Below are 25,025 nucleotides of genomic sequence, written 5' to 3' on the forward strand. Positions count from 1 at the left end.
CGTCGGTTTCTTATCACCCGTTTTCGTAATATCACGGGATGACGCCTGCTCGTGGGACCGTCTATCTCGTCGCCGGGCGCGAAGTGACTGATCTAGCTGAGGCACTTTCCGAAGCGCTGACCACGGACGGGGCAACAGCCGAGGCGGTCCCAGACACGAGCGACGTACAGAACCGGCTGAGTGACGGGAATATCAGGGGTGTCGTCATCAGTGACGACGGCGACTGTGACGGGGTTGCGGTATTCGAGGGGCTACGGGCAGCGGGTACCGATATTCCGATAGTACTCGTCGGAACCGACCCCGAACCGGACCGGGTCACCGAGGCGCTCCGGGCCGGCGTCAGTGATTACGTGACCGCAGCAACGCCGGCATCCCTGCTGGCCGCGAAGCTCGAAGCGTACGCGACCCGGTGGCCGACTGACTGGTGGGTCGGTGCCAGCCAGTGGAACGATATTTCCAGCGGCGTCTCCCACGACGCGAAGAACCCGCTGAACGTCGTCATGGGCCGGTTAGAGCTACTCGATATCGGTGAGCCGCATGAAGACGCATTGCTTCGGTCCGTCACCCGGGTCGAGTCGCTCCTTACCGACCTGTCTCGTATCGGAAGCATCGGACGCCCCGTTTCGGAACCCGACTCGCTCTCGCTTTCTGACGTCGCTACCGAAGTCTGGGCCGCAGCGAGCTACGAGGACGCGACGCTCGAAGTGACGACAGACGCGGCTATCGACGCCGAAAACGACCGACTGCAGTTGCTCCTTCGCGAGCTATTTGACAACGCCGTCGCTCACACCGAGGGACCGGTGACTGTCAGCGTCGGTGACACCGAGTCGGGATTCTACGTGGCCGATGATGGCCCGGGGATTCCCGAATCAGACCGCGACAAAGTGTTCGAACAGGGCTTCGGGACGACGCGGGAAGGGGAAGGATACGGACTGTTCCTCGTCGACACCGCGGCGCGGGCACACGGATGGACGGTGTCGGTCGGGGACAGCGAATCCGGCGGCACGCGGATTGACGTGACAACAGTCTAGCGGCGTCGTGACAGACGATAACCGTGGACCGCTTGGAACGGTAGCTTGCGTGTCTGCTCTCGAACTGGCTGTTGCCGAGATGTGTACGTTGGTAGTCAGCGTTGGGAACCATTACTGTCCAAGATATGAGGTGTATGAGATATCGAAAATCGACGGACGGCGGACGACCCGAACCCTCCGTCAACGGAAAGAAGCGGGCGTGAACGTTCCGGTATCGCTATAAGGGATGAATCTGTATCTTCGAATATGCCTCATATTTGTCGGAACTGCAAGCGGACCTTCGGCACAGAACTCGAACTCGAACTCCACCGCGACACGTGTTCGGACGGGCAGCTCTACTGTGACGAATGTGGTGACCGGTTTACCGAGCGAGCGGCGACGGAGGACGGCTGGCACTATCGATGTCCGAATGACGACTGTGACGGCACCGGGATCGACGACGACATCCACAAGGTATCTGACGCACGCGTAACCAAACAGTAGCATCGGGAAGGACAGGCCAGGTTAGCAATCCGGTGGACGGCAGCGCGGAGAACTCGACACACACCTGTTCCGTTGGCCAGTAGCAGTAAATGCCCACCTAACAAACTGATGCAGAAGTGACAGACCCAGATCGCCTGCCAGCCCTTATTCAGGGGGTTGGATGGACTCTTCTGCTCGGGACTATCGGCAATTACTTTTATTTTTCTGATTCTGGAATTCCGGCTGTCCTCACGGCCGATTTCGTCGTCAGTATGCTGGCAGTCGTGCCGTTTGCCGCGGTGATTATCGTCGGTGGGTTCTGGCTAGGAAACTCAGCATTGACTTCGTCACGGTACCAGCGGGTCGGAATCTGGTTCACCGGCGGGCTCAGTGGCTTCCTGTTACTGAACCTGGTTATGATGTGGACCTGGCCCGCCGGGTCGCTCCGGTGGACTATCGGATGGGCGCTGTTTGCGATTGGTGTCGGCGGCTCCGGTGGTCTGGTCGCGGGCATCTTTGAAGCGCGAGCGATTTCGCGAGCCGTCGAGGCCGAACGACAGCGGTTCCAGCGGCGGGCCGTCGAGCAGCGCAACGAACGCCTCGACGAGTTCGCGGCCGTTGTTGCACACGACCTCCGAAACCCGCTCAGCGTCGCGTCCGGTCAGCTCGAACTCGAACGAATGGACCGCGACTCGGAACACCTGGAAACGGCTGCGACAGCGCTGGACCGGATGGAAACGCTCATCGACCGGACGCTGACGCTGGCCCGAAGCGGACACGTCATCAGCGAGACTGAGCCCGTTGACCTCGAAGAACTGGTCGAGAGCTGCTGGGAGGCAGTGCCGACGGCGGATGCGACACTAGCAAACGAAGTAACAGCCGTCATCGACGCCGACCCGGATCGGCTCCGTCACCTGTTCGAGAACCTGTTTCGGAACGCCGTGGAGCATGGCTCCACGGGCAGTGTGAACTCCGACGACGCCCTCGAACGTGGCAGTGCTGACCTGACGATTCGTGTCGGCGAGCTGTCTGGGGGGTTTTATGTCGCCGACGACGGCTCCGGAATTCCGCCGGAAAAGCGTGATGCGGTGCTTGACGACGGCTATACTGCCACCGACGGTGAAGGCGGGCTGGGGCTGGCAATCGTCCAGCGCATCGTCGAAGCTCACGGCTGGGAAATCGACGTGACCGAAAGCGACGAGGGTGGGACGCGCTTCGAGATAACGGGCATCGCGAGGACGGACGACCCAGAGGAAGACACTCGCACGCGCTCGAAGACGCCAGTACAGCCCTGACGGGTCGGCCCGGCGCTACCTACGCCTCGCGTTGCTTTCCCAGAGCGGCGATCCGTTGGCACGCTCGGGCACACACCGAGGCGTAGCCAGTCGCCAGCGGCGGAATCTCGAACCCAACGACGGAGCCGGTGGTCCGTTCCTCGGCGAAGTGGCCGGTCGCGGGGAGCCGTGCGACGGTCCACGTCCAGCGATACGGCGCGCACGCCGTCACCTCGAACGGGAGCCACACCGCGTCGGCGACGCGAACGCGACCGGTCGTCCCCGCGGTGATGTACCGGTCCGCTGTCTCAACGGCTGTGACAGACGGCCCCCAGTCTGCCCAGCAGTCGGTGTCGGTCAGAACATCCCACACGGTGTCGACCGACGCATCGGCGTCGTGGCGGACGAGCAGGCGTCGGCCGTCCGGTGTTCGTTCGAGTGAGATGCTACTCGCGCCGAGTTCGAGTGCCATTATCAGAAGCAATAGGCCGGAGCCAAGGTATAGGTTAGTTCACTCACAACCAATCGCCAGATGATTGACGCCCGGGATATTCGAAAGGAGTACGGCGGTTTCGTCGCTGTACAGGGCAGTTCGTTTTCGGTCGACCGCGGCGAGGTGTTCGGTATCATCGGGCCGAACGGGGCCGGCAAGACGACGACGCTGAAGATGCTCGCGGGCCTGCTGGAGCCGACGAGCGGCTCGGCCGAGATAGCGGGCCTCGACACCGAGACCGCGGAGATGCGCCAACAACTGGGCTTTCTGCCCGAGGAGTCGCCGCTGTACGAGGAGATGACGCCGGTCTCTTATCTGAAGTTCTTCGCCGATCTGTACGACGTAAATCCGGACGTGGCCGAGGAACGGATGCACGACACACTGGACGAACTCGAACTCGAACACCGCGACCGGAAGCTCGGCGACATGTCCAAGGGGATGAAACGGAAGGTTGCCATCGCCCGGTCGCTCATCAACGACCCTGACGTGCTCATCTACGACGAGCCGGCATCGGGGCTAGACCCGCTGACGACGAACTACGTCATCGAGTTCACTGAGCAGTTGGCGAAAGAGGGCAAAACCATCGTCTTCTCTGCACACAATCTCTTTCACGTCGAGTCTATCTGCGACCGGGTCGTCATCATGAACGAAGGCGAAATCGTCGCTCGCGGCGACCTCGACGAACTTCAGGCCGAGTACGGTCACACGCGGTATCACGTCTATACGACCGTCGACGTGCCCGACGCGGTGCAGGAAAACGGATCGTACAAGCGGGTGGTCGAGAGCATGGACGCCGTCGAAGCGACACGCGAACAGGCAGAAGAAAACGGCGGAGACGTAGTCGACATACGAACGGAGGAGTCCAGCCTTGAGGAGGTGTTCCTCAACGTCGCCGAGGCCGGGACCCGCGGCACGCGATACGTCGGGGAGGACGCGGAGTAGATGCAACCCGACAAGCTCCTGCGCGTCGCGAAGTGGGAGGTGACAAAAAACGCCGGCGGTGTCGACAAGCGGACCATCGTCGTGATGGCGCTGTCCCTCGTTGCGATGGGCGCGGTCGCCGCGATAGCCGTCAGCGGTGGTACCGGCGCGGGCATGGACGACGGCATCTACCGGATCGGCGTCGACGAGAGCAGCCCGTACTACGACGTGGCAGCTAATGACTCGACCTTCGGCGTCCGTGAGCCGGATCCTGCAGCCATCGAGCGACGCCAGCAGGAACTCCTGTATCGGGGGACACAGCTCCAGAGCGTTCCACAGACAGCCAAAGAGCGGGCGGCACTGGCCGAACTACGCGACAGTACGGCGCAGTACAACGACCGAACACTCGCCCGGGATGACAACCAGACCGCCGCGTTTCCCGTTTCTGTGACGCTCATCTACGAGCAGCAGTCGGGGAGTAGTCAGTTTGACCCCCGAAGCGGCGGCAACGGTGGCGAGTCGGGCTCCGAGTCTTCGGACAGCGATAAGACGAGCACCGGCGACAGTGGTGACAGTTCAGGTACGAGCGGCACTGGCGGCGCAACGGCAAGTGGCGTCGGTAACGGCGGAACCGCCGGTGGCAGCGGCGCGAACCTCGGCGCTATCGGCGCGCGGTTGACCGGCGATGTCCAGGGCGGCACCCCCTCTGATATCTCGCCACCGTTCCCTTTCGAGTCGCTCGTGCTCGCCTTCCTCTACATCGTGCCGATGAACTTCGTCATCCAGGCCTACGGCTCGTCGATGCTCTCGGAACGGTTGAACCGCCGCGGTGAACTCCTGCTGGTGACGCCAGCCTCGCGGGGCGACATCATCGGCGGCAAGACGCTCCCGTACCTCGCGGGCGCTGTCGGCGTGGCGGCGCTCATCACCGCGGCGCTCCGGTTCGGGAACATCGCGCCGGCGGGGAGTTACGTCGCGGTGCTGGCGGTGGTCCCACTCGTCGTCCTCTTCCTCTCGGCGACGTTCTGCGGGGCGATGTTCGCCCGCTCGTTCAAGGAACTCACCTTCGTGACGGTGACAATCACGGTGACGCTGACCTCCTACGCGTTCGTGCCGGCCATCTTCACCGACGTGACGCCGATTGCGCTCATTTCGCCGCTGACGCTCGTCGTGATGGACCTCACCGGCCAGCCGATCGGGCTCTCGTCGTTCGTCTTCTCGACGGCACCGCCGCTGCTGACCGGACTGGTGCTGTTCGGTCTGGGGGCCGGTCTCTATCGAGAAGAGGACATGTTCACCCAGCGGCCGATTCCGCTGAAGGTGCTCGACGCGCTGGCCGGCGGTATCACTGGTCGCCGGAGCGCGCTGAAGATGAGCGTCGTTCTGTTGCCGCTGGTCATCGTCGCCGAGCTGGCAGCCATCGCGTTCCTGTTTGTCCTCGATTCGGTGTCGCTGAACGTCTTCGGGACGAACCAGTCGCTGGGCATCGTGCTCGTGCTCGGCGTCATCGTCGTTATCGAGGAGGTGGCCAAGAGCCTGCACGTCTACGCCGGCTACGAGCACGCCCGCTACGAGCGGACGCTCCGGTCGGCGCTCGGCGTCGGTGCGCTCTCCGGACTCGGCTTTTTCATCGGGGAGAAAGGGCTGCTTATCGCACGGCTGTCAGACTTAGAGAGCCTCCCCATCGGCGAAGCCGCCCTGCAGGGCGCGACCCTGCCGGCCGGCCTGCCGCTGTGGGTCGCGGGCCTGTTGTTCCTGCTCCCGCTGGCACTGCACACAGTGACGGCAGCCATCTCGTCGGTTGGCGCGAGCCGCGGGCGGCGCGCCTACGTGACTGCCCTGACTGTGGCCATCGTCGTCCACTTCGCCTACAACTTCGCGGTGGTGAGTACCCTTGTCTGAAGACCGTCCGGTCTGGCGCGACCCGCGAATCGTCATCGCGCGGCGTGACATTCGGTCGCTGTCCCGCGAGAAGACCATCGTGCTGGCGTTGCTCATTCAGCTGTTCGTCGCGGGGTTCTCCTCGTTCCTCGTCGTCGGCCTCACGTCGCTGTACGACCCCAGCTCGGTCGCAGCCGGCGAGGTGGAGATGGCCGTCACCGGCGACGCCCGGGAGGAACTGGTGGCCGCGGCCGCCGAACAGGACGGAACCAGCGTTACCGCCTTCGAGAACGAGAGCGCGGCACAGCGGGCGTTCGACCAGCGCCAGGTGGACGCGATACTGCGCGGCGACTACGTGCCGTCAGCGCGCGGGCCAGGAGAGCAGATAGCGGTCACTGCTATCGTGCCGGAGGGGAGCATTCGGTCGACGCTCATCGTCGTCGAAGTGCGCCGGGTCCTCAGCGCGCTGGAGCGTCAGGAGCGGCTGGAGCGGACGCCGTATCTCGACTCGCCCCCCGTACCACTGCCTGAGACCGTCAGTGCGAGCCAGTACTTCGGGTTCACCTACACCATCCTGATTCCACTGCTCCTGTTCCTGCCGCCGTTCATCAGCGGCTCGGTGGCCGTCGACACCGTCACCGAGGAACTCGAACGCGGGACGATGGAACTACTCCGCGTGGCCCCGGTGTCGCTGCTCGACATCATCGACGGGAAAGCCCTCGGAATGGTGTTGCTTGCCCCTGCACAGGCGCTCCTGTGGCTCGCCCTGCTGTCGACGAACGGTATCGCCGTCTCGAACCCGGCCGCGATTCTGCTGTTTATCACCGCCGTCACCGTCGTCGTCGTGACGCTCGGCGTCGTGCTGGGCGTCACGCTCCAGAACCGTCGCCCGGCGCAGTTGCTGTTCTCCGTGCTCACCCTCGTCCTCTTCGGTGGGGCCGTCGTCCTCCCGGAACACCCGGCGACGACGGTGGCGAAGCTTGCAGTGGATAGCCCGACCCTACTGACTTACGGCCACGTCGGTGGGGCGGTCCTGCTGGCGGTCGCTGGCTACGTCGTAGCCAGACTATACATCGGGCGGGTCGCGGCGGAATCACTGTAACCAGCGGCGAACCTTTTTCGCCAGCGCGGACGCGAACCTGAGCATGGAGTACACGACACTCGGGTCGACTGGCATGGAAGTCAGCCGGCTCTGTCTGGGCTGTATGAGCTTCGGAACCTCGGAGTGGCGCGACTGGGTGCTCGACGAAGCGGAAAGCCGCGAGGTCATCGAGCGGGCCATCGACCTCGGCATCAACTTCTTCGATACGGCCAATATGTATTCGATGGGCGAGTCCGAGCGTGTTCTCGGAACCGTCCTCGACGACTACGACCGCGACGGACAGGTCGTGGCGACGAAAGGATACTTCCAGATGGACGAGGACAACCCAAACTCCGGGGGGCTCTCGCGGAAGGCCATCGAGCAAGAACTGGCGAACTCGCTGTCCCGGCTCGGGATGGACACTGTCGACCTCTACCAGACCCACCGCTGGGATTACGACACACCTATCGAACAGACGCTCCGGGCGCTGGACGACGCGGTCCGACGGGGACAGGCACGGCACGTCGGCGCGTCGTCGATGTGGACCCACCAGTTCGCGGATGCGCTCCGGACGAGCGAGCGCGAAGGACTGGAGCGGTTCGAGACGATGCAGAACCACTACAATCTGCTGTACCGCGAGGAGGAGCGCGAGATGCTCCCGCTGTGTGAGAAGGAGGCCGTCGGCGTTATCCCGTGGAGTCCGCTCGCCCGGGGTTATCTTACCCGCCCGCACGAGCAGGTCGAGGAGACGGTCCGGGGCGAGACAGACGACTACGCTCGTGAACACCCCTACTTCGAGGGCAACGGCCGCGAAATCAACGAGCGCGTGCAGGAACTGGCCGACGAGTACGACGCCTCGATGGCACAGATCGCGCTGGCCTGGGTGCTCGACAAGGAGTGGGTCGACGCACCCATTATCGGGACGAGTAGCCTCGAACACCTCGAAGAAGCGGTTTCGGCGCTGGAGATCGACCTCACGGCGAGCGACGTAGAGTGGCTGGAAGAGCCATACGAGCCAGTTCGGGTGTCGGGCCACGAGTAAGCCGCCGAAACGGTTATTGCGCTGTATGGTGAAGCTTGACACTGAGGAAAGGTAACAATGACCAATGCTCGGGGGCCGAGCAACGAGGCGTTCGAGGAGCCGACGGGCGGTGACGCCTGCGTGTGTCCGGTACGGAACGCAATTGAGCACTACGTGACCGGGATACTGGGACTTGCCGCGACGCTCATCGTCGGTGTGCAAGCGTATCCGTGGCTCCAGTCCGTCACCGGGACCACGACGTATCTCGGCTCGACGTGGCTGGTGTTTAGTTTCGCTGCGATATGGCTCGTCTGCTGGATCGCACTGGAACTCGCCTGGGAGTGGCGTGCCGGCCGGATACACCTGCTGTAGCGGGCAGTCAGCTGCGAACGTCGGCCGCGACCCGTTGCATTGCCGCGAAGTCGTCGTCGGAGTAAGCGATGAGTCGCACGTCTGTCAGAGAGTCGGGCTGGTACTCGTCGATAACAGTACAGATAACCCTGATACCCGCCTCAAACTCGAACCCGGCGATGCCACAGCCGATGGCCGGGAGGACGACTGATTCGCAGTCCAGCGCGTCAGCTTCTGCCAGTGCGTTCCGGGTCGCTGTGCGGATGCTCTCAGCGGTCGACTGGCCGCCCGGTGGCATCGCAGCGGCGTGGATGACGTACTCGGCGTCGAGGTCGTAGGCGTCGGTCGTGGCGACACCGCCGAGGTCGACCGGGCCTTTCGCGACGGCTTCATCGTTCAGGCCCGACCCGGCAGCGCGCTTGAGCGCCCCGGCGACGCCGGAGCCCATCCGGAGGCTCGTGTTCGCCGCGTTGACCAGTGCGTCCGCCGACTGTGTAGCGATGTCGCCCTGGATCACCTCGAACTCCATACGCGACGCTGGGAGCGGCACTGACAAAGTTTTAGCGCCAGCGCGACCGAGCGGTTTCATTGGTACCTGTCACCGAACCCCACAGCAGGCAAAAACCCCTCTGGTCCCTACAAACAGGTATGGACCTGTTGACGATGACGTGGCGAGACGTGGGGTTCATACACTGGCCGATCGAGCCCGACAGTATCCAGACGACACTGCCGGATCAGCTCGACGTCGACACGTACGACGGGCAGGCGTGGCTCAGCGTGGTCCCGTTCCAGATGGCGGACATCAGACCGCGAGGCAGTCCGATTGGGCGGTCCTTCGGCGAGCTAAATCTCCGGACCTACGTAGTCGCCGACGGGACGCCGGGGGTGTACTTCTACAACCTCGACGCTGACGACCGCCTCAGCGTCACGCTGGCACGGCAGCTGTTCCAGCTGTCCTACTACCAGGCGTCGATGCAGGTCCGGACTGACGGCGACAGCGTCGAGTTCCGGAGTCGCCGGACCAGTTCGCGCGCGCCACCGGCGGATTTCCACGCCACATACGAGCCGACCGAACCGCCGTCGCCGCCCGAACCGGGCTCGGTGGAGTCGTTCCTAGTAGAGCGGTACCGCTTTTATGCCGCGAGTGACGACGGGACGGTGTATTACGCCGACATCGACCACGAGCCGTGGCCACTGCAGAGAGGACACGCAGATATTCGGACGAACGGCCTGTTCGCCGCGTCGGGCTTTGAGAACCCCGATGGCGACCCGCTCGTCCACTACTGCGCCGAGATTCCAGTGACTGCGGGTCGGCTTCACCGGCTCGACGGGGGTGCCCAGTACACTGATTAGCGTGTCGGCCCCAGTGAGTATGTGGTCGCCCTCCGTCCGCTGCAGGTCACGCTTGATGACGTCTGCTTCTGTCACTGGCCGGTCTCCGAGGCCGCGGTACGATCGGCGGTCCCCGACTGGCTCACCGTCGAGACGGCCGACGGTGACGCCTGGGTGTCGGCCGTTGTAGCGACCGTCGACCGCGTCGAGACGTTTGGTATCGAGGTTGCTGGGCCGTCTGAGTTGCTCACGGTTCGAACCTACGTCCGCGGGCCGACCGGCCAGCGCGGGGTCTGTGTGCTCGGGCTGTTCGGTGACGACAGGCGGACAGCGACGGCGGTTTCGGAACTATTTCGCATTACGGTTGGTGATGCCGTCCCACGGACGCTCTCAACGGCTGACCGTCGCCGGGTCCTTGACGCCGGGGAGCGACGACTGTTCGAGTGTCGGTACACCTCCGGCGGTGAGCCAGTGGCGATTCCACCGGACTCGCTGGCCGCCTTCCTCGTCGACCGGCAGCGATATTTCACGACCGGGCGCTTCGGGACGCACCTCGTCGGCAGCGTCGGTCACGACCCGTGGCGACTCGACCGCGTTGACGCTACTGTGACCGGATCTGTGCTCTCGATAGTTGATATATCGGCTCCTAACTCGGACCCGCTGGTCCACCACAGCCCTGCGCTTCGGGTTTCGGTGGCCCCACCGGTACCGCCAGAGCCGTGACCAGCGGGCAACCTGGCTCCCTTGAAATATAAGTACGGACAGACCGTTGGGGGAACAAGGACCCTGCCGCCCATATGACAGCTGAAACTAATATACGAACGCTTGTTGTTGACGATAGCGATTTTTTCGCGGAGATGACCGCCGATACGCTCACGCAACAACACGGCATCGAGTCCGTTGCTGCAAACAGCGCCATGGAAGCGCTGGAACGACTTGACGGGGGCGGGTTTGACTGCGTCGTCAGTGACTACGAAATGCCCGAAATGGACGGGCTGGAACTGCTCGAGGCAATCAGAGAAACGAACCCGTCTATCCCGTTCATTTTGCTGACCGGCCGCGGGGACGAAGAGACGGCGAGCGCGGCTATCGCGGCGGGCGTCGCCGACTACCTGCTGAAACTGGAAGTCGTCGAAGACAAGCAGTACGGTCGGCTAGCGAACCGAATCGAGAACGTTGTTTCCCAAGAGCGGACCCGCAAGAAGTTCGAATCGCTTGTGTCGGACTCGCCGGACGGTATCGTCCACCTGACGACTGACGGGACCATCCTCTCAGCGAACCCCTCGATGGCACGCAGACTGGGTAGCGACCCCGACACGCTCGTCGGACAACAACTGAGCGACGTGATGGACAGCGAAGCGGCCAATCAGCGTCTCGAAGCCGGGAAAAGCGCAGTCAAAAACGGGACTGCGACTCGCTCCGAGGACGCCGTTGGGGGACGACACTACCACAACCAGTACATCCCTGTCGACAGCCACCGCAAGGCGGATACCTTCCAGCTGGTGTCACGCGATATCACGGAACGCGTCGAACGCCAGCGCGAACTGGAACGCCAGAACGAGCGACTCGAAGAGTTCGCCAGCGTCGTCAGCCACGACCTGCGGAACCCGCTGAACGTCGCTCAGGGCGCGGTCGATCTGCTTGAGGAGCCCGCCGATAGCGAGGAAGCCGAACTGGTCGCCAAGATCGACCGGTCACTGGACCGGATGGGCTGTATTATCGAGGACGTGCTCACGCTGGCGCGGCAAGGCCAGACGGTCAGTGACCCACAGGAGACAGAGCTGTCGACGCTGGCGTCGACCGCGTGGACATGGATCGAGGCTGAGCAGGCCTCCATGTCGGTCGAGTCGAGCACGGAGCTCAACGCCGATAGCGGGCGTGTCCAGGACATGCTGGCGAATCTGTTCCGGAACGCCATCGAACACAACGACGGCGACGTGGAAATCGAAGTCGGACTACTGGGGTCCGACGACGGCTTCTACATCGCAGACAACGGCGAAGGTGTCGAGGGCGACGCTGAGGACGTGTTCGAGATGGGCTACTCCTCGACGGAGGACGGAACCGGATTCGGCCTGGCTATCGTCGAACAAGTCGCTGAAGCCCACGGCTGGGAAGTGTCTCTGACCGAGAGTGACAGCGGCGGGGCGCGTTTTGAAGTGGCAGGCGTCGAACTGCACAACTGAGACGGACTTTTCACTGCTGGGACCCGAGCAGTGGTAATGACAGTTGCGGGGGTTATCATCGACCTCGATGGAACGGTGTACCACGGAAACACGCTGTTGCCGGGCGCGGCGTCGGCAATCGATACGTTCAGGCAGCGTGGTCTGGGAATCTGCTTCTTCTCGAACAACCCCATCCACGACGGGAGCGAGTATGTCGAGCGGTTGCAGGGATTGGGTGTCGACGCCCGCGAGGGCGAGGCCTGTTCCTCCGGCGTCGTCACCCGCGAGTACCTCAACGGATCTCATGCGGGTGACGACGTGTTCGTCATCGGGAGTGAGCCGCTCCGCAGCATGGTCACGGGGACAGAGGCACGGCTGTCCGAAGACCCAGCCGAGACAGACGTGTTACTGGCCTCTTGGACGGACGGCTTCCACTACCACGACATGGTCGACGCGCTCCGGGCCGTCGACGACGACACCGTCTTCCTCGGAACCGACCCGGACCGAACGTTCCCTGGCGAAGACGGCGACCCGGTTCCGGGCTCCGGAGCGATAATCAACGCCGTCGCTGGCGTCATCGAACGGGACCCGGACCGGATACTCGGGAAGCCTTCGGAGATTGCCGTCCAGGCGGCCCTGGAACGGTTGGACTGTGGGCCAGCGGACTGTCTGGTCGTTGGCGACCGGCTGGAGACGGACATCGCAATGGGCGAACGGAACGGAATGACGACCGTTCTTGTCCGGACCGGCGTGTCCAACGAGCGGTCGCTGGAACGGAGTGCTGTGACACCTGACTATGTCATCGACTCGCTGGCGGAGATTGAGGACGTGCTGGTGGCGCTCGACGCATGACACCGTTCTGGTAATTCACCTGCGGCTTTATTTTGACTGCGGCAGTAGCTTTCAGTGGTGTTTCCAATGGGCAAAGACATCCTCATGATCGTCGGTGATTTCGGCGAAGACTACGAGATAATGGTGCCGTTCCAGGCGCTACAGATGGTCGGCCACGAGGTCGACGCAGTGTGTCCCGACAAAGCGGCCGAAGAGACGATCAAAACAGCGATACACGACTTCCGCGGCGACCAGACTTACATGGAGTCCCGCGGCCACGATTTCGTCCTCAACGCGACGATGGCCGACGTGAATCCCAGCGACTACGACGCGCTCGTCGTCCCCGGCGGGCGTGCCCCCGAGTATCTCCGGACGTATGACGAGGTGCTTGACGCTGTACGGCACTTCTTCGAGGAAGACAAACCAGTCGCGGCGCTGTGTCACGGTCCACAGATTCTCGCCGCCGCCGACGTACTGGACGGCTACGAGATGACATCGTACCCGGCCTGTCGCGCAGAGTGTGAGGCCGCCGGCTGTTCGTGGGTCGACGAAGTGGTCACCGACGGCAACCTCGTCACCGGGCAGGCCTGGCCCGACCACCCCGAGTGGCTCGCGCAGTTCATCGCCCTGCTCGGGGACGACGTGTCCCACGGCGAACCCATCCCCGCCGACGACTGAGACAACACACGAGTAGACGAATTCATAACAAACAAATAACCGGACCGTTTCCGTTCGTTGAGGCGGGTGGGAACTGGCATAGTGCACCATTACGTTCGCCCGCCTCGTTTTCCACAATTACAAAATATAACAGATTCCAGTAACGAACTGCCACCGCCAAGAAGGGACCGAGTGCGTGTCACAGTGCCACCAGATTTGTTATGCTGGGGAGAGAACAGTCGTGTGTAATGCCCTCCGACACCTCCCGAAACGACGACCGCGGCTGTCCGAAGTGCGGCCACACTGGCACTGACGTGGGTAGCATCTCAACCACCGGCGGCGGTCTCTCGAAGATGTTCGACATCCAGACGAACCAGTTCCAGGTCGTCACGTGTACGAACTGCGGCTACTCTGAACTATACCGTGACACCGGGTCCGCTGGCAGTGACCTGGCAGACATCTTCCTCGGGTGACGATGGCCGCCGTAAGCGGACTGTTCGTCGTGGTCGTGTTACTCGCACTGGTTGCACCGCTGGCCCTGTACGCGCTGGTCAGAAGCGAACACGACCAGCGGGTCGAGACGGACCGGGAGACTGCCGAACGGCTTGCCCGCCGCGATACGAACGACGAGGGTCGAACCCGGTGAGTGGCCCGGGCCGTCTCGTCGACCGCAGCGGCGAGTTGTTCACACAGTGATACAGCACCACGATTGTCAGAACGGCGCAAGGTTCGAATAAACTCAAAACAATGGGAAAGTGTACCGATGTCGAACCTTTTATCATAACACTCGCACAACGTCCGACCATGGTTGACAAAGAAGACCTCAGATCACAGTTCGTTGATGCGTTCGAGGAAGCTGACTACCCGATTTCCAGTCCGATGGACCTCGTTCCGGCACTTCCGGGCGGCCCGTCGACGAAGTTCGAGTCCGGTGACTTCTCGATGACAGCGATGGAACTGAACACGAAGCTCAACGGGGAGTTCCCGTACGAGAGTGTCGACGATTTCGTCGACGACGTCATGGCCTCGCTGGAAGATCAGGACCTCATCTAAACAGACCACACTGAATCCGACTGCGGTACCGCTTTTGCGCCACAACTCACAGGGTTCCGCAGAGGGCACCGGTCGCCGTCTCCGCGTACCCTTGAGGTTTATCAGGGCAACGTCCCTACCTAGGGTATGGTCGGTTTGTCGGGGATCGAGACGCTCGTTCGGACGTTCGGACCGTTTCTCATCCCCGCAACGCTGTTCGTTCTGGGTGCCATCGGCTATCTGTTTCTGTGGCTCCTGACCCGGAACCGACGGGAAACATACGCCGCCGACGAGTGACAGCAGGCGGCCGGGCGCACGAAGTTGTTGGAACCGTCAATTTTTTGCGTTAGATTCGTCTAATCCGGTGTATGCTGAGTGCCAAGATGGAGGATTATCTGAAAGCCATCTATCGCCTCGAGCGGGACGGCGACCCGCCGATTGCTCCGTCTACTATCGCCGAGATGCTGGACGTGACCGCACCGACCGTCACCAGCATGGTGGAAAAACTGGCCGACCGCGGGCTGATCGAACGCGAGAAGTACAAGGGCGTACAGACAACCCCGGAAGGCGAGACAGTCGCCCTCGAGATCATCCGCCATCACCGCCTGCTCGAGACGTTTCTCACCGAGCAGTTGGGGTACGACTGGGCCGAGGTCCACGAGGAAGCGGAGGTACTCGAACACCACATCAGCGAGGAGTTCGAGCGCCGAGTTGCGGCGGTCCTCGACGAACCGGAGTTTGACCCCCACGGGGACCCGATTCCCAGCGATTCGCTCGACCCCCTTGACGACGAGTCCGCGACGGCGCTGTCAGAGCACAGCGAAGGTGGGCGACTCGAAGTCGCACGTGTCCGGGACCGCGACCCCGACGAACTCACGTATCTCTCCGACGCCGGCGTCACGCCGGGGACCGTGTTGACTGTCGAGGAGGTCGCGCCCATCGGGATGGTGACGGTCCAGCTAGAGAGCGGGTCGTCAGTGTCGCTCCCGGACCACATCGCCGATGCGATTCAGGTCCGCGCACCGGATACGCAGGGCGAGGACGGAGTGAGTCAGGCGTGAGCGACGCGACGTGGCTGACAGTGGTCGCGATAGCAGCCGGTGCACAGCTTGCGGTCCTCCCCGGCGAGAAAGTACAATTCATCATCGCCGGCCTGTCGACGCGGTTCAATCCGTTCCTCGTCGTCAGCGCCGCGGGCACCGCCTTCGCCGGCTGGACGGCACTGGAGATCTGGTTCGGCTCCGCAATCACGGCGGTACTACCCGGTATCGTTCTCGAAAGCCTCACCGCCGGGATGTTCCTGCTGTTCGCGATACTGCTGGTCCGCAGTGCCCCGGCAGCCGACACAGAGCAGCAGGAACCCGCGTCCGGGTTCACCACTGACGGCGGACAGCTAGACGTTCGCGTTCCCGTCGTCGACTGGCAAGTGCCGAACAAGCTCGGCGGCTTCCTGCCCATCTTCGCGATGATGGCCTTCGGCGAGTTCGGGGACAAGACCCAACTCATCACCATCACGCTTGCCGCTCAGTACAGCGCCCACGCCAGCGCTATCTGGACCGGGGAGATGCTCGCCATCATTCCAGTGAGCCTCGTCAACGCGCTGTTTTTCCACCGGTTCACCCACCGTTTCGACCTGCGGAAAGCGCACTTCCTCGGCGCAGGGCTGTTCCTGTTTTTCGCCGCGGACTTCGCCCTGAGCGTGACGATGGGGTTCTCGCTGTGGGAAACGATGGTCTCGACCATCGCGGCGCAGGCGGGTGTCTGAGACGAGCAGTTTGGCTGTCTTGAGCCGACAGAAGACTTTTGCTAAACGGTTGACCAACCCCGGGTGATGCCCTCCAGACGGAGTATCCTCACAGCAGCAACACTCGCTGCCCTCTCGGGGTGTGTAGCACTCAGTCCTGCGAGCGCTCGACTTGCCGGCGTACGGCTAACCAACACCGGTTCAGCGACACATGAGTTCGAATTCACGGTCACGGTCGACCGCGAGACGGTGTACGAGGAGACACACACTGTGAGGGCTGGGGCAGACGGTGCAGTGGAACTGGACGATGCGCTGCCGGACAGACAGGGCAAAATAACGATAGCGACGGCCATCGCCGGGACCGATGTGTCGGCGGAGACGACGTTCGACGACGACGCGTGTTACGACATCATTGTCGAGTACACCGGGGACGACGTCGTCCACTGGCAGAGCGCGAGCAGCGACTGTGATGCGTTCCGGTGACTCGCCCGTCGGCCAGCGTGTCGCCGCCAGCCGTGGCTCTCAGTTGCACCCACCGCCCCCAGTCGAGACCGGCGTTCAGTCCTGACTGATGCTGTCAAGTTCCCGCGCTTCGTCCGGCGCGCCCCTCTGTCGGACCTTCCCGACGAGAACCGAGAGGACGTAGATCCCGACTGCGACGAGTACGATGACGCCGCCGGCTGTTGCACCGACGTAGTACGAGATACCGATGCCGAGCAGGACGGCGAGTTCGGCCAGCACAATCGAGACCAGCAGTGATTCCGAGAAGCTCCGGGACACCTGCGTCGCGCCGGCAACCGGGACGACCAGCATGGCCGCGACGAGGATGACGCCCATAATCTGCATCGCGCCGACCACGACGAGCGCCGTCAGCATCACCATAATCCGGTTGTACCAGGCGACCGGCAGTCCGGAGACGGCGGCGGCGGTTTCGTCAAACGTGACGTACAGCAATTGGTTTCTGGTGATCCCGACCGTTGCGACGATGACGCTGAACAGCCCGAGCATGATGACCGCGTTCTCGGCAGACACCGTCGAGAGGTTACCAAAGAGGTACTGATTGATACCCACGGCCAGCCCACCAGCGTTGAGGCTGATGAGAACCGTCCCAAGTGCGAACCCCGTTGAGAGGACAATCGCCATCGATACGTCGTTGTAGGCGTCGGTCGCCTCGGAGATTAGTTCGATGAGCAGCGCCGCGATGACGGCCACGACGACAGCGGCGAGATACGGCGACACGCTCAGTTCGAGGACGGCGTTGAGAAACAGCCCGACGGCAACGCCGGCGAAAGCCGTGTGGGCGAGTGCATCCCCGATGAGGGCGAGCTGGCGGTGGACAAGAAAAGTTCCGATGAGTGGTGCGATAACACCGACGCACAGCCCGACCAGTATCGCCCGGTACATGAACGTGTATTCGGGGTTGATAAGCTCCAGTCCGGTCAGGTGGTAGAGCAGTGCCAGAAGCCAGTACCACACGTCGAGGATCGGGACGAACGCCTCGTAGACGCCGCCGGCCGCAAACGCGAACGTCATCGGTTGCCTCCGGTCAACGACTGTGCACCCGTCCCGAACGCTCTGGCCAGCGCCGCACTGTCGGTGAATTCCGCCGATGGCCCGTCGAAGTAGATCTCCCGGTTCAGACAGATGACGCGCTCCGCGTGTTCGATGACGGCCTGCAGGTCGTGTTCGATAAGCAGGACGGTGATGCCCTCGGCGTGGAGCGATTCGAGCAGTCCGTAGAAGGCGTCGACTGATTCGGTGTCCACGCCGACGGTCGGTTCGTCCAGCACGAGCAGGTCAGCCTCACCCGCGAGCGCCCGAGCGATGAACGCACGCTGGCGCTGCCCGCCGGAAAGCTGGGTGATTCGCCGGTCGGCAAAGGCAGACATCCCGACCGTGTCGATGGCCCTGTCGACGATACGCCAATCGGCTGCGGAAAGACGTCCGAACCCGACGTGTGGGAACCGGCCCATCTTCACCACTTCGCGGACTGTGATGGGCATCTCCCGGCTCGCCCCGGCACGCTGTGCGACGTAGCCGACCTTGGCTCCGTCGTCGAACGCCGTCGCGTCGACGCCGAACAGCTTTGCAGTCCCGCTATCTGGCTCCAGCAGGCCGAGCAGCAACTGCATGAGCGTCGACTTGCCGGACCCGTTGGGGCCGACAACGGCGACGTACTCTCCGGCGTCGATGCTGACAGTGATGTCTTCGACGACAGGCGTGGACGTGTACCCGAACGACACGTCTGTGAGTTCGACGACTGATGACCTGCTTTCGTTCGAGTCGGTCGTCGCTTCGTCGGTATCGTCTCGGTGGTGTGAGCGCATGGCCATCTTTATTCGAAATTCCGCCACTTCTCGCTCCAGCCGTCGGGGCCCGCGTCTTCAGGAGCCGTGTTGCCCAGAACGACCTCGAACGTCGGCATATTTATCTGGTAAGCGATTTCCTCGTATCCCCAGCCGTTTTCGACCCACTCCTCACGGACGCCAGCATATGGCGTCACCGGGTAGTAGGCTTCGACCGGTGTTTCGGCGAGTAGCTGCTTCGCTGGTTTGCGCGTCTCGAAGACGCCGGCTCCGATGTACCGGATATCGTTGTCCTCGATGACCGCTTTCGCCTCAGTGATGTCAGAGGGTTTCACGTCACCGCTGGCAGCGAGGTTAACCACAAGCGGGCGCATCTCGACGCCATAGCGCGTTCCGATGTACTGGAATGCGTTGTGCGCCGCGAGCTGGACCACGTTTCTGTCGGCCCGGTCGAAAATATCGGCGTAGTCCGCGTCGATGCGGTCGAGGACCTCAGCGTTGTACGTATTGGCGTTGTCCCGGAGCGTGTCTTCAGCGTCCGGGGCGAGCGCGACCAGCCCCTCGGTGATGTTGTCGACCGACTGTTTCGCGCGCTGTGGGTCAAGCCAGAAATGAGGGTCGCTGGCTCTGTTCTGCCCGACGCCCTCTTCGTCGCGGTCAAGGCTCGCCGCGAGCGATTCGAGTTCGATACCCTCGCGGACATTGATGAGGTCGGTATCGACGTTGTCGTCTTTGAGCGTCTGAATCGCGCGGTCGGCCCATGGCTGGAAGTCCGGGCCGACGTGGATGAACGCGTCCGCGTCGATGATATCTCGCGTGATCCCGGCGTCCGGTTCCCAGCCGTGGCCGTGCAACCCAGTCGGGATGAGGTTCTTGACCGTTATCGGCGTCCCGCGTGCGACCTTGCGGGCGAAGTCGTAGAAGCTGAAGAACGACGCGACCGCAACCGGTCCGTCCGAACCGTCCGTCCCGCCGCTGCTAGTCGATGCCGCCTCTCTCCCGCCGCCGGTCAGGCAGCCGGCAAAGCCGGTCGCAAGGGCTCCGGCTCCGGCACTGAGTGCCTGCCTGCGGGTGACTCCATACGGCCGCTCGTCGCAGGGTTGGTTAGTTTCCATGTGTGGCTTGCTGTCGGAGAAGAATATAACAGTTTCCATCTAACTATAGTATTAGACTAGTCTAATTCACAAGCCAGCTCGTACCTGAAGGCAGCTCTGTGGCACAGACGCGGGTGGACACAACACATAAACCGGCGCTGGAAGTTGGTCCGGTATGCCCGGACTCGACGACACGGACCACGAAATTCTCCGACTGCTACTCGAAGACGCGAGGCGACCATACAGCGACATCGCCGAACGAGTTGACCTCTCGGCCCCTGCCGTCTCCGATCGGGTCGACAGGCTCGTCGAAATGGGACTGATACAGGGATTTACCGTCGATATCGACCGCTCACTGCTACAGGCCGGCGTGCCGGTTCTGATCGAAGTCACTGCGAAGCCGGGTCGGGCCGCCGACATCGCTACAGCGGTCAGCGACGCAGACGCCGTCGAGCGGATCTATCGGACCGCTGGTGGCCGAGTCGTACTGGTGGCGAACGTCTCTCAGGCCGACGCGAGCGACCTCCTCTCCCAACACGTCGACCTCGGGGACGTGGATCGCTACGAGGTCCGGATGATTGCGGACACCGAATGGACCGCCGGGCTGGGTGCGGCGGAGTTCGCGCCCGACTGCGCGGAGTGTGGCAACTCCGTCGACGAGGAGGGGGAACAGCGAACGCTCGGCGGGGAGCGGTACTACTTCTGCTGTGGCTCCTGTGCCGAGCGGTTCGTCGACCAGTACGAATCGCTCAAAGAAGGGGCCTGAACCGGTTCGGGGTTCAGAATGGAAACTTATCGGCTATTCGAGTTTAGTTCTAAATTAAGCAGCCGGGTCTGACCTTCGAGTCAAAGGGACAAACCGCATGAATACGGGGGGCGTACAGTAAGACAAGATGAGCAACCGGACCACCCGGCTCGAACTGACGGGAATGAGTTGTGCCAACTGCGCGGGCACCATCGAAGAGTCGGTGGGCGAACTGGACGGGATTACATCCGTCGACGCGAACTACGCCACCGACGAGGGGAGCGTCGAGTACGACCCCGATGTGGTATCGCTAGCTGATATCGTCACGGCCGTACAGGACGCTGGCTACGGCGTGGCGACGGAGACGGTGACCATCGGCATCACCGATATGTCGTGTGCGAACTGCGCGGAGGCAAACGAGGAGGCGCTGGAGGAGACTGCAGGTGTCATCGAAGCCAGCGTGAACTACGCCACCGACGAAGGTCAGGTCACCTACAACCCGGCCGACGTGTCGCGTTCGGACCTCTACGACGCTATCGAATCCGCCGGCTACACACCCGTAAGAGAGAGCAGGGAGAGTGCAAACGCCGACGACAGCGACGGCGGTGAGCAGTCCGGCGCTGATCGCCGCGCCGCCGCGCGCAACGAGGAGACGCGCAGACAACTTCGGCTCACGCTGTTTGGAGCGGTTCTCTCGGCCCCGCTCTTGCTGTTCATGGCGGACCACCTGTTCTCGCTCGGTCTCTTCCGCGAGACGGTTCTGGGCGTCCCACAGGGCTGGGTCGCCTTCGCGCTGGCGACGCCGGTCCAGATACTCCTTGGCAAGCCCTTCTACGAGAACTCCTACAAGGCGCTTGTCAATAACGGGCGGGCGAACATGGATGTCCTCATCGCACTGGGGTCCTCGACGGCGTACCTCTACTCAGTGGCCGCGCTGGCGGACCTCATCGCGAGCACGGGGCTGTACTTCGATACGGCCGCGCTGATTCTCGTCTTCATCACGCTCGGGAACTACCTCGAAGCCCGCTCGAAAAGTCAGGCCGGGGCCGCCATCCAGCAGCTCCTGGAAATGGAGGCCGACACGGCAACGGTCGTCCGCGAGGACGGCAGCGAGGAAGAGATTCCTATCGACGAGGTCGGGGTCGGCGACCGGCTGAAGGTCCGGCCGGGCGAGAAGGTGCCGACCGACGGCGTCGTCGTCGACGGCGACTCGGCGGTCGACGAGTCGATGGTGACCGGCGAGTCCGTCCCGGTCGAGAAAGGCGAGGGCGACGAGGTCATCGGCTCGACGGTGAACCAGAACGGCGTCCTCGAAATCGAGGCGACGAAGGTCGGCTCCGAGACGGCCATCCAGCAGATAGCCGAGCGGGTCCGGCAGGCCCAGTCACGCCAGCCCGACATCCAGAACGTCGCCGACCGCATCTCGGCGTACTTTGTCCCGGCGGTCATCGGCAACGCCGTCCTCTGGGCAGTGCTGTGGGCGGTCGTGCCGGAGACGCTGGCGGCCGTCGTCGACGCGCTCCCGCTGTGGGGGCTGGCCGCGGGCGGCCCGGCCGGCGTCGGTGTGAGCGAGTTCGCGGTCGTCGTGTTCGCCTCTGCCGTCCTGATCGCCTGTCCCTGTGCGCTCGGACTTGCGACGCCCGCCGCGACGATGGTCGGGACGGCTATCGGCGCGCGCAACGGCGTCCTGTTCAAGGGCGGGGACGTGCTCGAACGCGTCCACGAGGTCGACACCATCGTCTTCGACAAGACGGGGACGCTGACGAAAGGCGAAATGGAACTCACGGACGTGGAAGTCGTCGGTCCCGCTACGGACGGCGGGACGCTCAAGCCCGGGCGCGAGCTGACCGAAGAGTTCGTCCTCGAAGTCGCAGCCAGCGCCGAACACGCCAGCGAGCACCCGCTGGCCGAGGCTATCGTCGAGGGCGCGCGCGACCGGGGCATCGAGGTCGAGGACCCCGACGCGTTCGAGAACATCCCCGGCCAGGGCGTGAAAGCGACGACGCGCCACGGTCGCGTCCTCGTCGGCAACCGAAAACTGCTGTCCGAGGCCGGCGTCGACACCGCTCCGGCAGAGGACCGGATGGACACACTCGAGCGAGAAGGGAAGACGGCGATGCTGGTCGCGCTGGCCGAGGACGAAGGCGATGACGGCATCGAGGGCGACGGCGACCCGGACTACCGCCTCATCGGTATCGTCGCCGACGCAGACACGGTTAAAGAATCCGCCAAAGCTGCAGTCAGTGGCTTGCGCGAGCGGGGGCTTGGCGTCTGGCTCATCACCGGCGATAACGAGCGGACTGCCCGCGCTGTCGCCGAGGAAGTCGGCATCGACCCCGACAACGTGATGGCCGACGTGTTGCCGGAAGACAAGGCCGACGCCGTCGACGACCTCCAGAGCGACGGCGACCAGGCGATGATGGTCGGCGACGGCGTCAACGACGCGCCCGCGCTGGCGGCCGCGAGCGTCGGCTGTGCCATCGGTTCCGGGACCGATGTGGCAATCGAAGCCGGGGACGTGACGCTGCTCCGGGACGACCCCGCCGACGTGGTGAAGGCCATCCGAATCTCCGAGGCCACGCTCCAGAAGATCAAGCAGAACCTGTTCTGGGCGCTGGGGTACAACACGGTGATGATTCCGCTGGCTTCGCTGGGACTCCTTCAGCCGGTGCTCGCCGCCGCCGCGATGGCCGCCTCGTCCGTGTCCGTTCTCGCGAACAGCCTCGCATTCCGCCGGTACACGCCGGATTCGGCGTATCGGCTGTTGGGCTTCCTCCGGCGCTGAGCGAGGACCGTCTCCAGCAGACTCATTTGTCGCCGGGCCTCAGTTGCGAACAGTGACTGCTGAGGAGCGTGTCGCCGACGAGCCGACGGGACAGACAGTGTCACAGCCAGGCGGCGTCGGCGTTCGGCTCCGGGCGCTCTGGCGGGCGCTGGTCATCGTCTGGCAGTTCGTCCCGCTGCTCTGGCAGTGGGGCCGGGACCGCAAGCGGTACCTTCTGTTCGGACGGTCCCGGACAGTGGCCCCCGAAACCCGGACGCGGCGCGCACGCTACCTGAAAGACACCTTTGTCGACCTCGGCCCGGCGTTCATCAAACTCGGACAGATGTTGTCGACCCGGCCCGACGCGCTGCCGCGAGCGTACGTCGACGTGCTCTCTGAACTGCAGGACAACGTCCCACCGGACGCGTGGGCGACCATCGAGCCCGTCATCGAACGGGAACTGGGCAACGATATCGACGCGCTGTTCGAGGAGTTTGACACCACGGCGATTTCCGGGGCGTCGCTCGGGCAGGTGTACGAAGCACGCGTCGACGGCCAGCGGGTCGCTGTGAAAGTGCTTCGACCCAACATCAGAACGCGCGTCGAGTCCGACCTGCGCGTACTGTCGACGCTGCTACCAGTGCTCACCTACGGCGCGGACCCGGGTCAGGCGTTCACGCTGGAAAACCTCACCGAGGAGTTCGCAACGACTGTCCGCCGGGAGATGGACTACGGCCACGAGGCGCGGATGCTTCGGGAGATTGGCGACAACTTCGCAAACGACGACGACATCGCCATCCCGGATGTCGTCGAGAGCCACTCGACGGACCGCGTGCTGACGATGACGTACCTCGACGGGGTGAAGATCGACGACGTGGAGCGGCTGGACGACCTCGGCATCGACAGGCCGGCACTCGTCCGGCGGCTCGAAGAGGTGTACATCCAGATGATCGTCGAGGACGGCCTCTTTCACGCCGATCCACATCCCGGGAATCTGGCGGTCCAGTCAGACGGGACGCTCGTGTTCTACGATTTCGGGATGACCGGCTACCTCGGTCCCCGGACGCAGGACCAACTGCTTGACTTCTACGTCGGACTGGCGACTGATGACGTGGACCGCGTGATGGACGCCTTCGTCGAGATGGGCGCGCTAGACCCGATGGCCGACCGCGGGGTGATGCGGGAGGCGTTCGACATCGTCATCGAACAGTTCCGCGGGGAAGACATCAGTGAGTACCGCATCGAGCAGCTAGTGGGCCAGTTTGAGACGCAACTGTACGAGTTTCCGATGCGGCTCCCGCAGGACCTGGCGCTGGTGGTTCGGGTGACGACGGTCCTCGAAGGCGTCTGTCGGACGCTCGACCCCGAGTTCGACTTCATCGAAATCATTTCCGAGTACGTCATGGAGCGAGGTGCTGTGAACGACGTGCGAGAGCAGGTGCAAACAGAGCTAGAGGACGCGGTGACATCGTCGACCCGATCAGCGGTGCGGACAGCGCCGAAGGTGGAGGACACACTTGACAGAGTCGAGCGCGAAGAACTGCTCGTCAAGACCGTCCTCGAAGACTCCGACGGACTGAGCCGGGTGCTCGCCAAGCGGCTTCTGCTCGGTATCGTCGCCAGTGCCGGCGTGCCGGTGAGTGCCTACCTCTACACCGTGAGCGGGCTTCAGCCTGCAGCTCTCGCACTGGGCGGGAGCGCAGCGGTGGTCGGAGTTCTCGCGTGGTCGTTCCGCCGGAGTCGCGGACCGGCGCTGTCGTCACCGCAGTTCACTCGCCACGAAATGCGACAGCGGCAGGCGACTGACGGTACAGAGGGAGAAGAGTAGCCCCCAAACCCGCGT

The 25,025-nt window shown here is 63.3% G+C and carries 28 protein-coding genes; 23 read left to right on the forward strand and 5 right to left on the reverse strand.

Annotated elements, in window-relative coordinates:
• The first annotated feature begins 38 nt into the window (after positions 1–38).
• The 3 genes from DVK00_RS07730 (at position 39) to DVK00_RS07740 (ending at position 2,788) form a co-directional block, all read left to right on the forward strand.
• Positions 39–1,031, forward strand: coding sequence for a hybrid sensor histidine kinase/response regulator (locus DVK00_RS07730; protein WP_121577541.1), 993 nt, complete (start codon positions 39–41; stop codon positions 1,029–1,031).
• A 246-nt stretch (positions 1,032–1,277) separates the two neighbouring features.
• Positions 1,278–1,514 carry a hypothetical protein gene (locus DVK00_RS07735; RefSeq protein ID WP_004593153.1) on the forward strand — a complete coding sequence of 79 codons (237 nt, stop codon included), beginning with the start codon at positions 1,278–1,280 and terminating at the stop codon, positions 1,512–1,514.
• 251 nt (positions 1,515–1,765) lie between these two features.
• Positions 1,766–2,788 carry a HAMP domain-containing sensor histidine kinase gene (locus DVK00_RS07740; protein WP_121577542.1) on the forward strand — a complete coding sequence of 341 codons (1,023 nt, stop codon included), beginning with the start codon at positions 1,766–1,768 and terminating at the stop codon, positions 2,786–2,788.
• Positions 2,789–2,807: 19 nt separating this feature from the next.
• Here DVK00_RS07740 and DVK00_RS07745 read toward each other — a convergent pair whose 3' ends face one another.
• Complete coding sequence (locus tag DVK00_RS07745; RefSeq protein ID WP_121577543.1) at positions 2,808–3,239, reverse strand: SRPBCC family protein; 432 nt, start codon at positions 3,237–3,239, stop codon at positions 2,808–2,810.
• A 60-nt stretch (positions 3,240–3,299) separates the two neighbouring features.
• Here DVK00_RS07745 and DVK00_RS07750 point away from each other — a divergent pair, with 60 nt between their 5' ends.
• The 5 genes from DVK00_RS07750 to DVK00_RS07770 are packed head-to-tail and all read left to right on the forward strand — an operon-like array spanning position 3,300 to position 8,536.
• Positions 3,300–4,202, forward strand: a complete 903-nt coding sequence (locus tag DVK00_RS07750) for an ABC transporter ATP-binding protein (RefSeq protein WP_101349780.1) — start codon at positions 3,300–3,302, stop codon at positions 4,200–4,202.
• The gene (locus tag DVK00_RS07755; protein ID WP_121536801.1) at positions 4,203–6,083 is read left to right on the forward strand and encodes an ABC transporter permease; all 1,881 of its coding nucleotides are present in this window, start codon (positions 4,203–4,205) and stop codon (positions 6,081–6,083) included.
• Positions 6,076–7,164 carry an ABC transporter permease gene (locus DVK00_RS07760; RefSeq protein WP_101349778.1) on the forward strand — a complete coding sequence of 363 codons (1,089 nt, stop codon included), beginning with the start codon at positions 6,076–6,078 and terminating at the stop codon, positions 7,162–7,164. The genes DVK00_RS07755 and DVK00_RS07760 overlap by 8 nt, the downstream gene beginning before the upstream one ends.
• 43 nt (positions 7,165–7,207) lie before the next feature.
• Positions 7,208–8,185, forward strand: coding sequence for an aldo/keto reductase (locus DVK00_RS07765; protein ID WP_101349777.1), 978 nt, complete (start codon positions 7,208–7,210; stop codon positions 8,183–8,185).
• Positions 8,186–8,242: 57 nt separating this feature from the next.
• Positions 8,243–8,536: a hypothetical protein gene (locus tag DVK00_RS07770; protein ID WP_101349776.1), complete on the forward strand. Its 294-nt coding sequence runs from the start codon at positions 8,243–8,245 to the stop codon at positions 8,534–8,536.
• Positions 8,537–8,543: 7 nt separating this feature from the next.
• Here the strand turns inward: DVK00_RS07770 and DVK00_RS07775 are convergent, their stop codons facing one another.
• Positions 8,544–9,044: a macro domain-containing protein gene (locus DVK00_RS07775; protein WP_121577544.1), complete on the reverse strand. Its 501-nt coding sequence runs from the start codon at positions 9,042–9,044 to the stop codon at positions 8,544–8,546.
• A gap of 119 nt (positions 9,045–9,163) precedes the next feature.
• On the opposite strand from DVK00_RS07775, the gene DVK00_RS07780 reads away from it, so the two are divergent.
• From DVK00_RS07780 to DVK00_RS07825, 12 genes are all read left to right on the forward strand, one after another.
• Entirely contained in the window at positions 9,164–9,868 is a 705-nt protein-coding gene (locus tag DVK00_RS07780; protein ID WP_101349774.1) for a YqjF family protein, read from the forward strand.
• 21 nt (positions 9,869–9,889) lie between these two features.
• Positions 9,890–10,570, forward strand: coding sequence for a DUF2071 domain-containing protein (locus tag DVK00_RS07785; RefSeq protein ID WP_121577545.1), 681 nt, complete (start codon positions 9,890–9,892; stop codon positions 10,568–10,570).
• A 74-nt stretch (positions 10,571–10,644) separates the two neighbouring features.
• Positions 10,645–12,030: a response regulator gene (locus tag DVK00_RS07790; protein ID WP_121536797.1), complete on the forward strand. Its 1,386-nt coding sequence runs from the start codon at positions 10,645–10,647 to the stop codon at positions 12,028–12,030.
• Between the two features lie 36 nt (positions 12,031–12,066).
• Positions 12,067–12,861, forward strand: a complete 795-nt coding sequence (locus tag DVK00_RS07795) for an HAD-IIA family hydrolase (protein ID WP_101349771.1) — start codon at positions 12,067–12,069, stop codon at positions 12,859–12,861.
• Positions 12,862–12,927: 66 nt separating this feature from the next.
• On the forward strand, positions 12,928–13,518 hold the full coding sequence (locus tag DVK00_RS07800) for a DJ-1/PfpI family protein (protein WP_121536795.1): 591 nt from the start codon (positions 12,928–12,930) through the stop codon (positions 13,516–13,518).
• A 227-nt stretch (positions 13,519–13,745) separates the two neighbouring features.
• Positions 13,746–13,970 carry a zinc ribbon domain-containing protein gene (locus tag DVK00_RS07805; RefSeq protein ID WP_101349769.1) on the forward strand — a complete coding sequence of 75 codons (225 nt, stop codon included), beginning with the start codon at positions 13,746–13,748 and terminating at the stop codon, positions 13,968–13,970.
• A 2-nt stretch (positions 13,971–13,972) separates the two neighbouring features.
• A complete protein-coding gene (locus tag DVK00_RS21655; RefSeq protein WP_198560227.1) occupies positions 13,973–14,143 on the forward strand; it encodes a hypothetical protein in 171 nt (56 codons plus the stop codon).
• 158 nt (positions 14,144–14,301) lie between these two features.
• On the forward strand, positions 14,302–14,550 hold the full coding sequence (locus DVK00_RS07810; protein ID WP_004515677.1) for an MTH865 family protein: 249 nt from the start codon (positions 14,302–14,304) through the stop codon (positions 14,548–14,550).
• Positions 14,551–14,676: 126 nt separating this feature from the next.
• On the forward strand, positions 14,677–14,826 hold the full coding sequence (locus DVK00_RS21660; protein WP_170083661.1) for a hypothetical protein: 150 nt from the start codon (positions 14,677–14,679) through the stop codon (positions 14,824–14,826).
• A 71-nt stretch (positions 14,827–14,897) separates the two neighbouring features.
• Positions 14,898–15,590, forward strand: coding sequence for a metal-dependent transcriptional regulator (locus DVK00_RS07815; protein ID WP_198560226.1), 693 nt, complete (start codon positions 14,898–14,900; stop codon positions 15,588–15,590).
• Positions 15,587–16,294, forward strand: coding sequence for a TMEM165/GDT1 family protein (locus DVK00_RS07820; RefSeq protein ID WP_101349768.1), 708 nt, complete (start codon positions 15,587–15,589; stop codon positions 16,292–16,294). Before DVK00_RS07815 ends, DVK00_RS07820 begins: the two co-directional genes overlap by 4 nt.
• A gap of 66 nt (positions 16,295–16,360) precedes the next feature.
• Positions 16,361–16,756, forward strand: coding sequence for a hypothetical protein (locus DVK00_RS07825; RefSeq protein WP_101349767.1), 396 nt, complete (start codon positions 16,361–16,363; stop codon positions 16,754–16,756).
• Positions 16,757–16,831: 75 nt separating this feature from the next.
• Here the strand turns inward: DVK00_RS07825 and DVK00_RS07830 are convergent, their stop codons facing one another.
• From DVK00_RS07830 to DVK00_RS07840, 3 genes are read right to left on the reverse strand one after another with little or no spacing between them, the layout of a single operon-like run.
• Positions 16,832–17,806, reverse strand: coding sequence for a metal ABC transporter permease (locus DVK00_RS07830; protein ID WP_121577546.1), 975 nt, complete (start codon positions 17,804–17,806; stop codon positions 16,832–16,834).
• Positions 17,803–18,606: a metal ABC transporter ATP-binding protein gene (locus DVK00_RS07835; RefSeq protein ID WP_101349765.1), complete on the reverse strand. Its 804-nt coding sequence runs from the start codon at positions 18,604–18,606 to the stop codon at positions 17,803–17,805. The genes DVK00_RS07830 and DVK00_RS07835 overlap by 4 nt, the downstream gene beginning before the upstream one ends.
• 2 nt (positions 18,607–18,608) lie before the next feature.
• Positions 18,609–19,694, reverse strand: a complete 1,086-nt coding sequence (locus DVK00_RS07840; protein ID WP_121577547.1) for a metal ABC transporter substrate-binding protein — start codon at positions 19,692–19,694, stop codon at positions 18,609–18,611.
• A 154-nt stretch (positions 19,695–19,848) separates the two neighbouring features.
• On the opposite strand from DVK00_RS07840, the gene DVK00_RS07845 reads away from it, so the two are divergent.
• The 3 genes from DVK00_RS07845 to DVK00_RS07855 all read left to right on the forward strand — a co-directional run bounded on the left by DVK00_RS07845 (position 19,849) and on the right by DVK00_RS07855 (position 25,010).
• Positions 19,849–20,439 (forward strand): Lrp/AsnC family transcriptional regulator, encoded by a 591-nt coding sequence (locus DVK00_RS07845; protein ID WP_121577548.1) that lies wholly within the window; start codon positions 19,849–19,851, stop codon positions 20,437–20,439.
• Positions 20,440–20,566: 127 nt separating this feature from the next.
• Positions 20,567–23,203, forward strand: a complete 2,637-nt coding sequence (locus DVK00_RS07850; RefSeq protein WP_121577549.1) for a heavy metal translocating P-type ATPase — start codon at positions 20,567–20,569, stop codon at positions 23,201–23,203.
• A 52-nt stretch (positions 23,204–23,255) separates the two neighbouring features.
• On the forward strand, positions 23,256–25,010 hold the full coding sequence (locus DVK00_RS07855; protein WP_101349761.1) for an AarF/ABC1/UbiB kinase family protein: 1,755 nt from the start codon (positions 23,256–23,258) through the stop codon (positions 25,008–25,010).
• The last annotated feature ends 15 nt before the right edge of the window (positions 25,011–25,025 follow it).

The sequence above is a fragment of the Haloarcula sp. Atlit-47R genome (assembly GCF_003665985.1).
GTDB classification, from domain to species: Archaea; Halobacteriota; Halobacteria; order Halobacteriales; family Haloarculaceae; genus Haloarcula; species Haloarcula taiwanensis.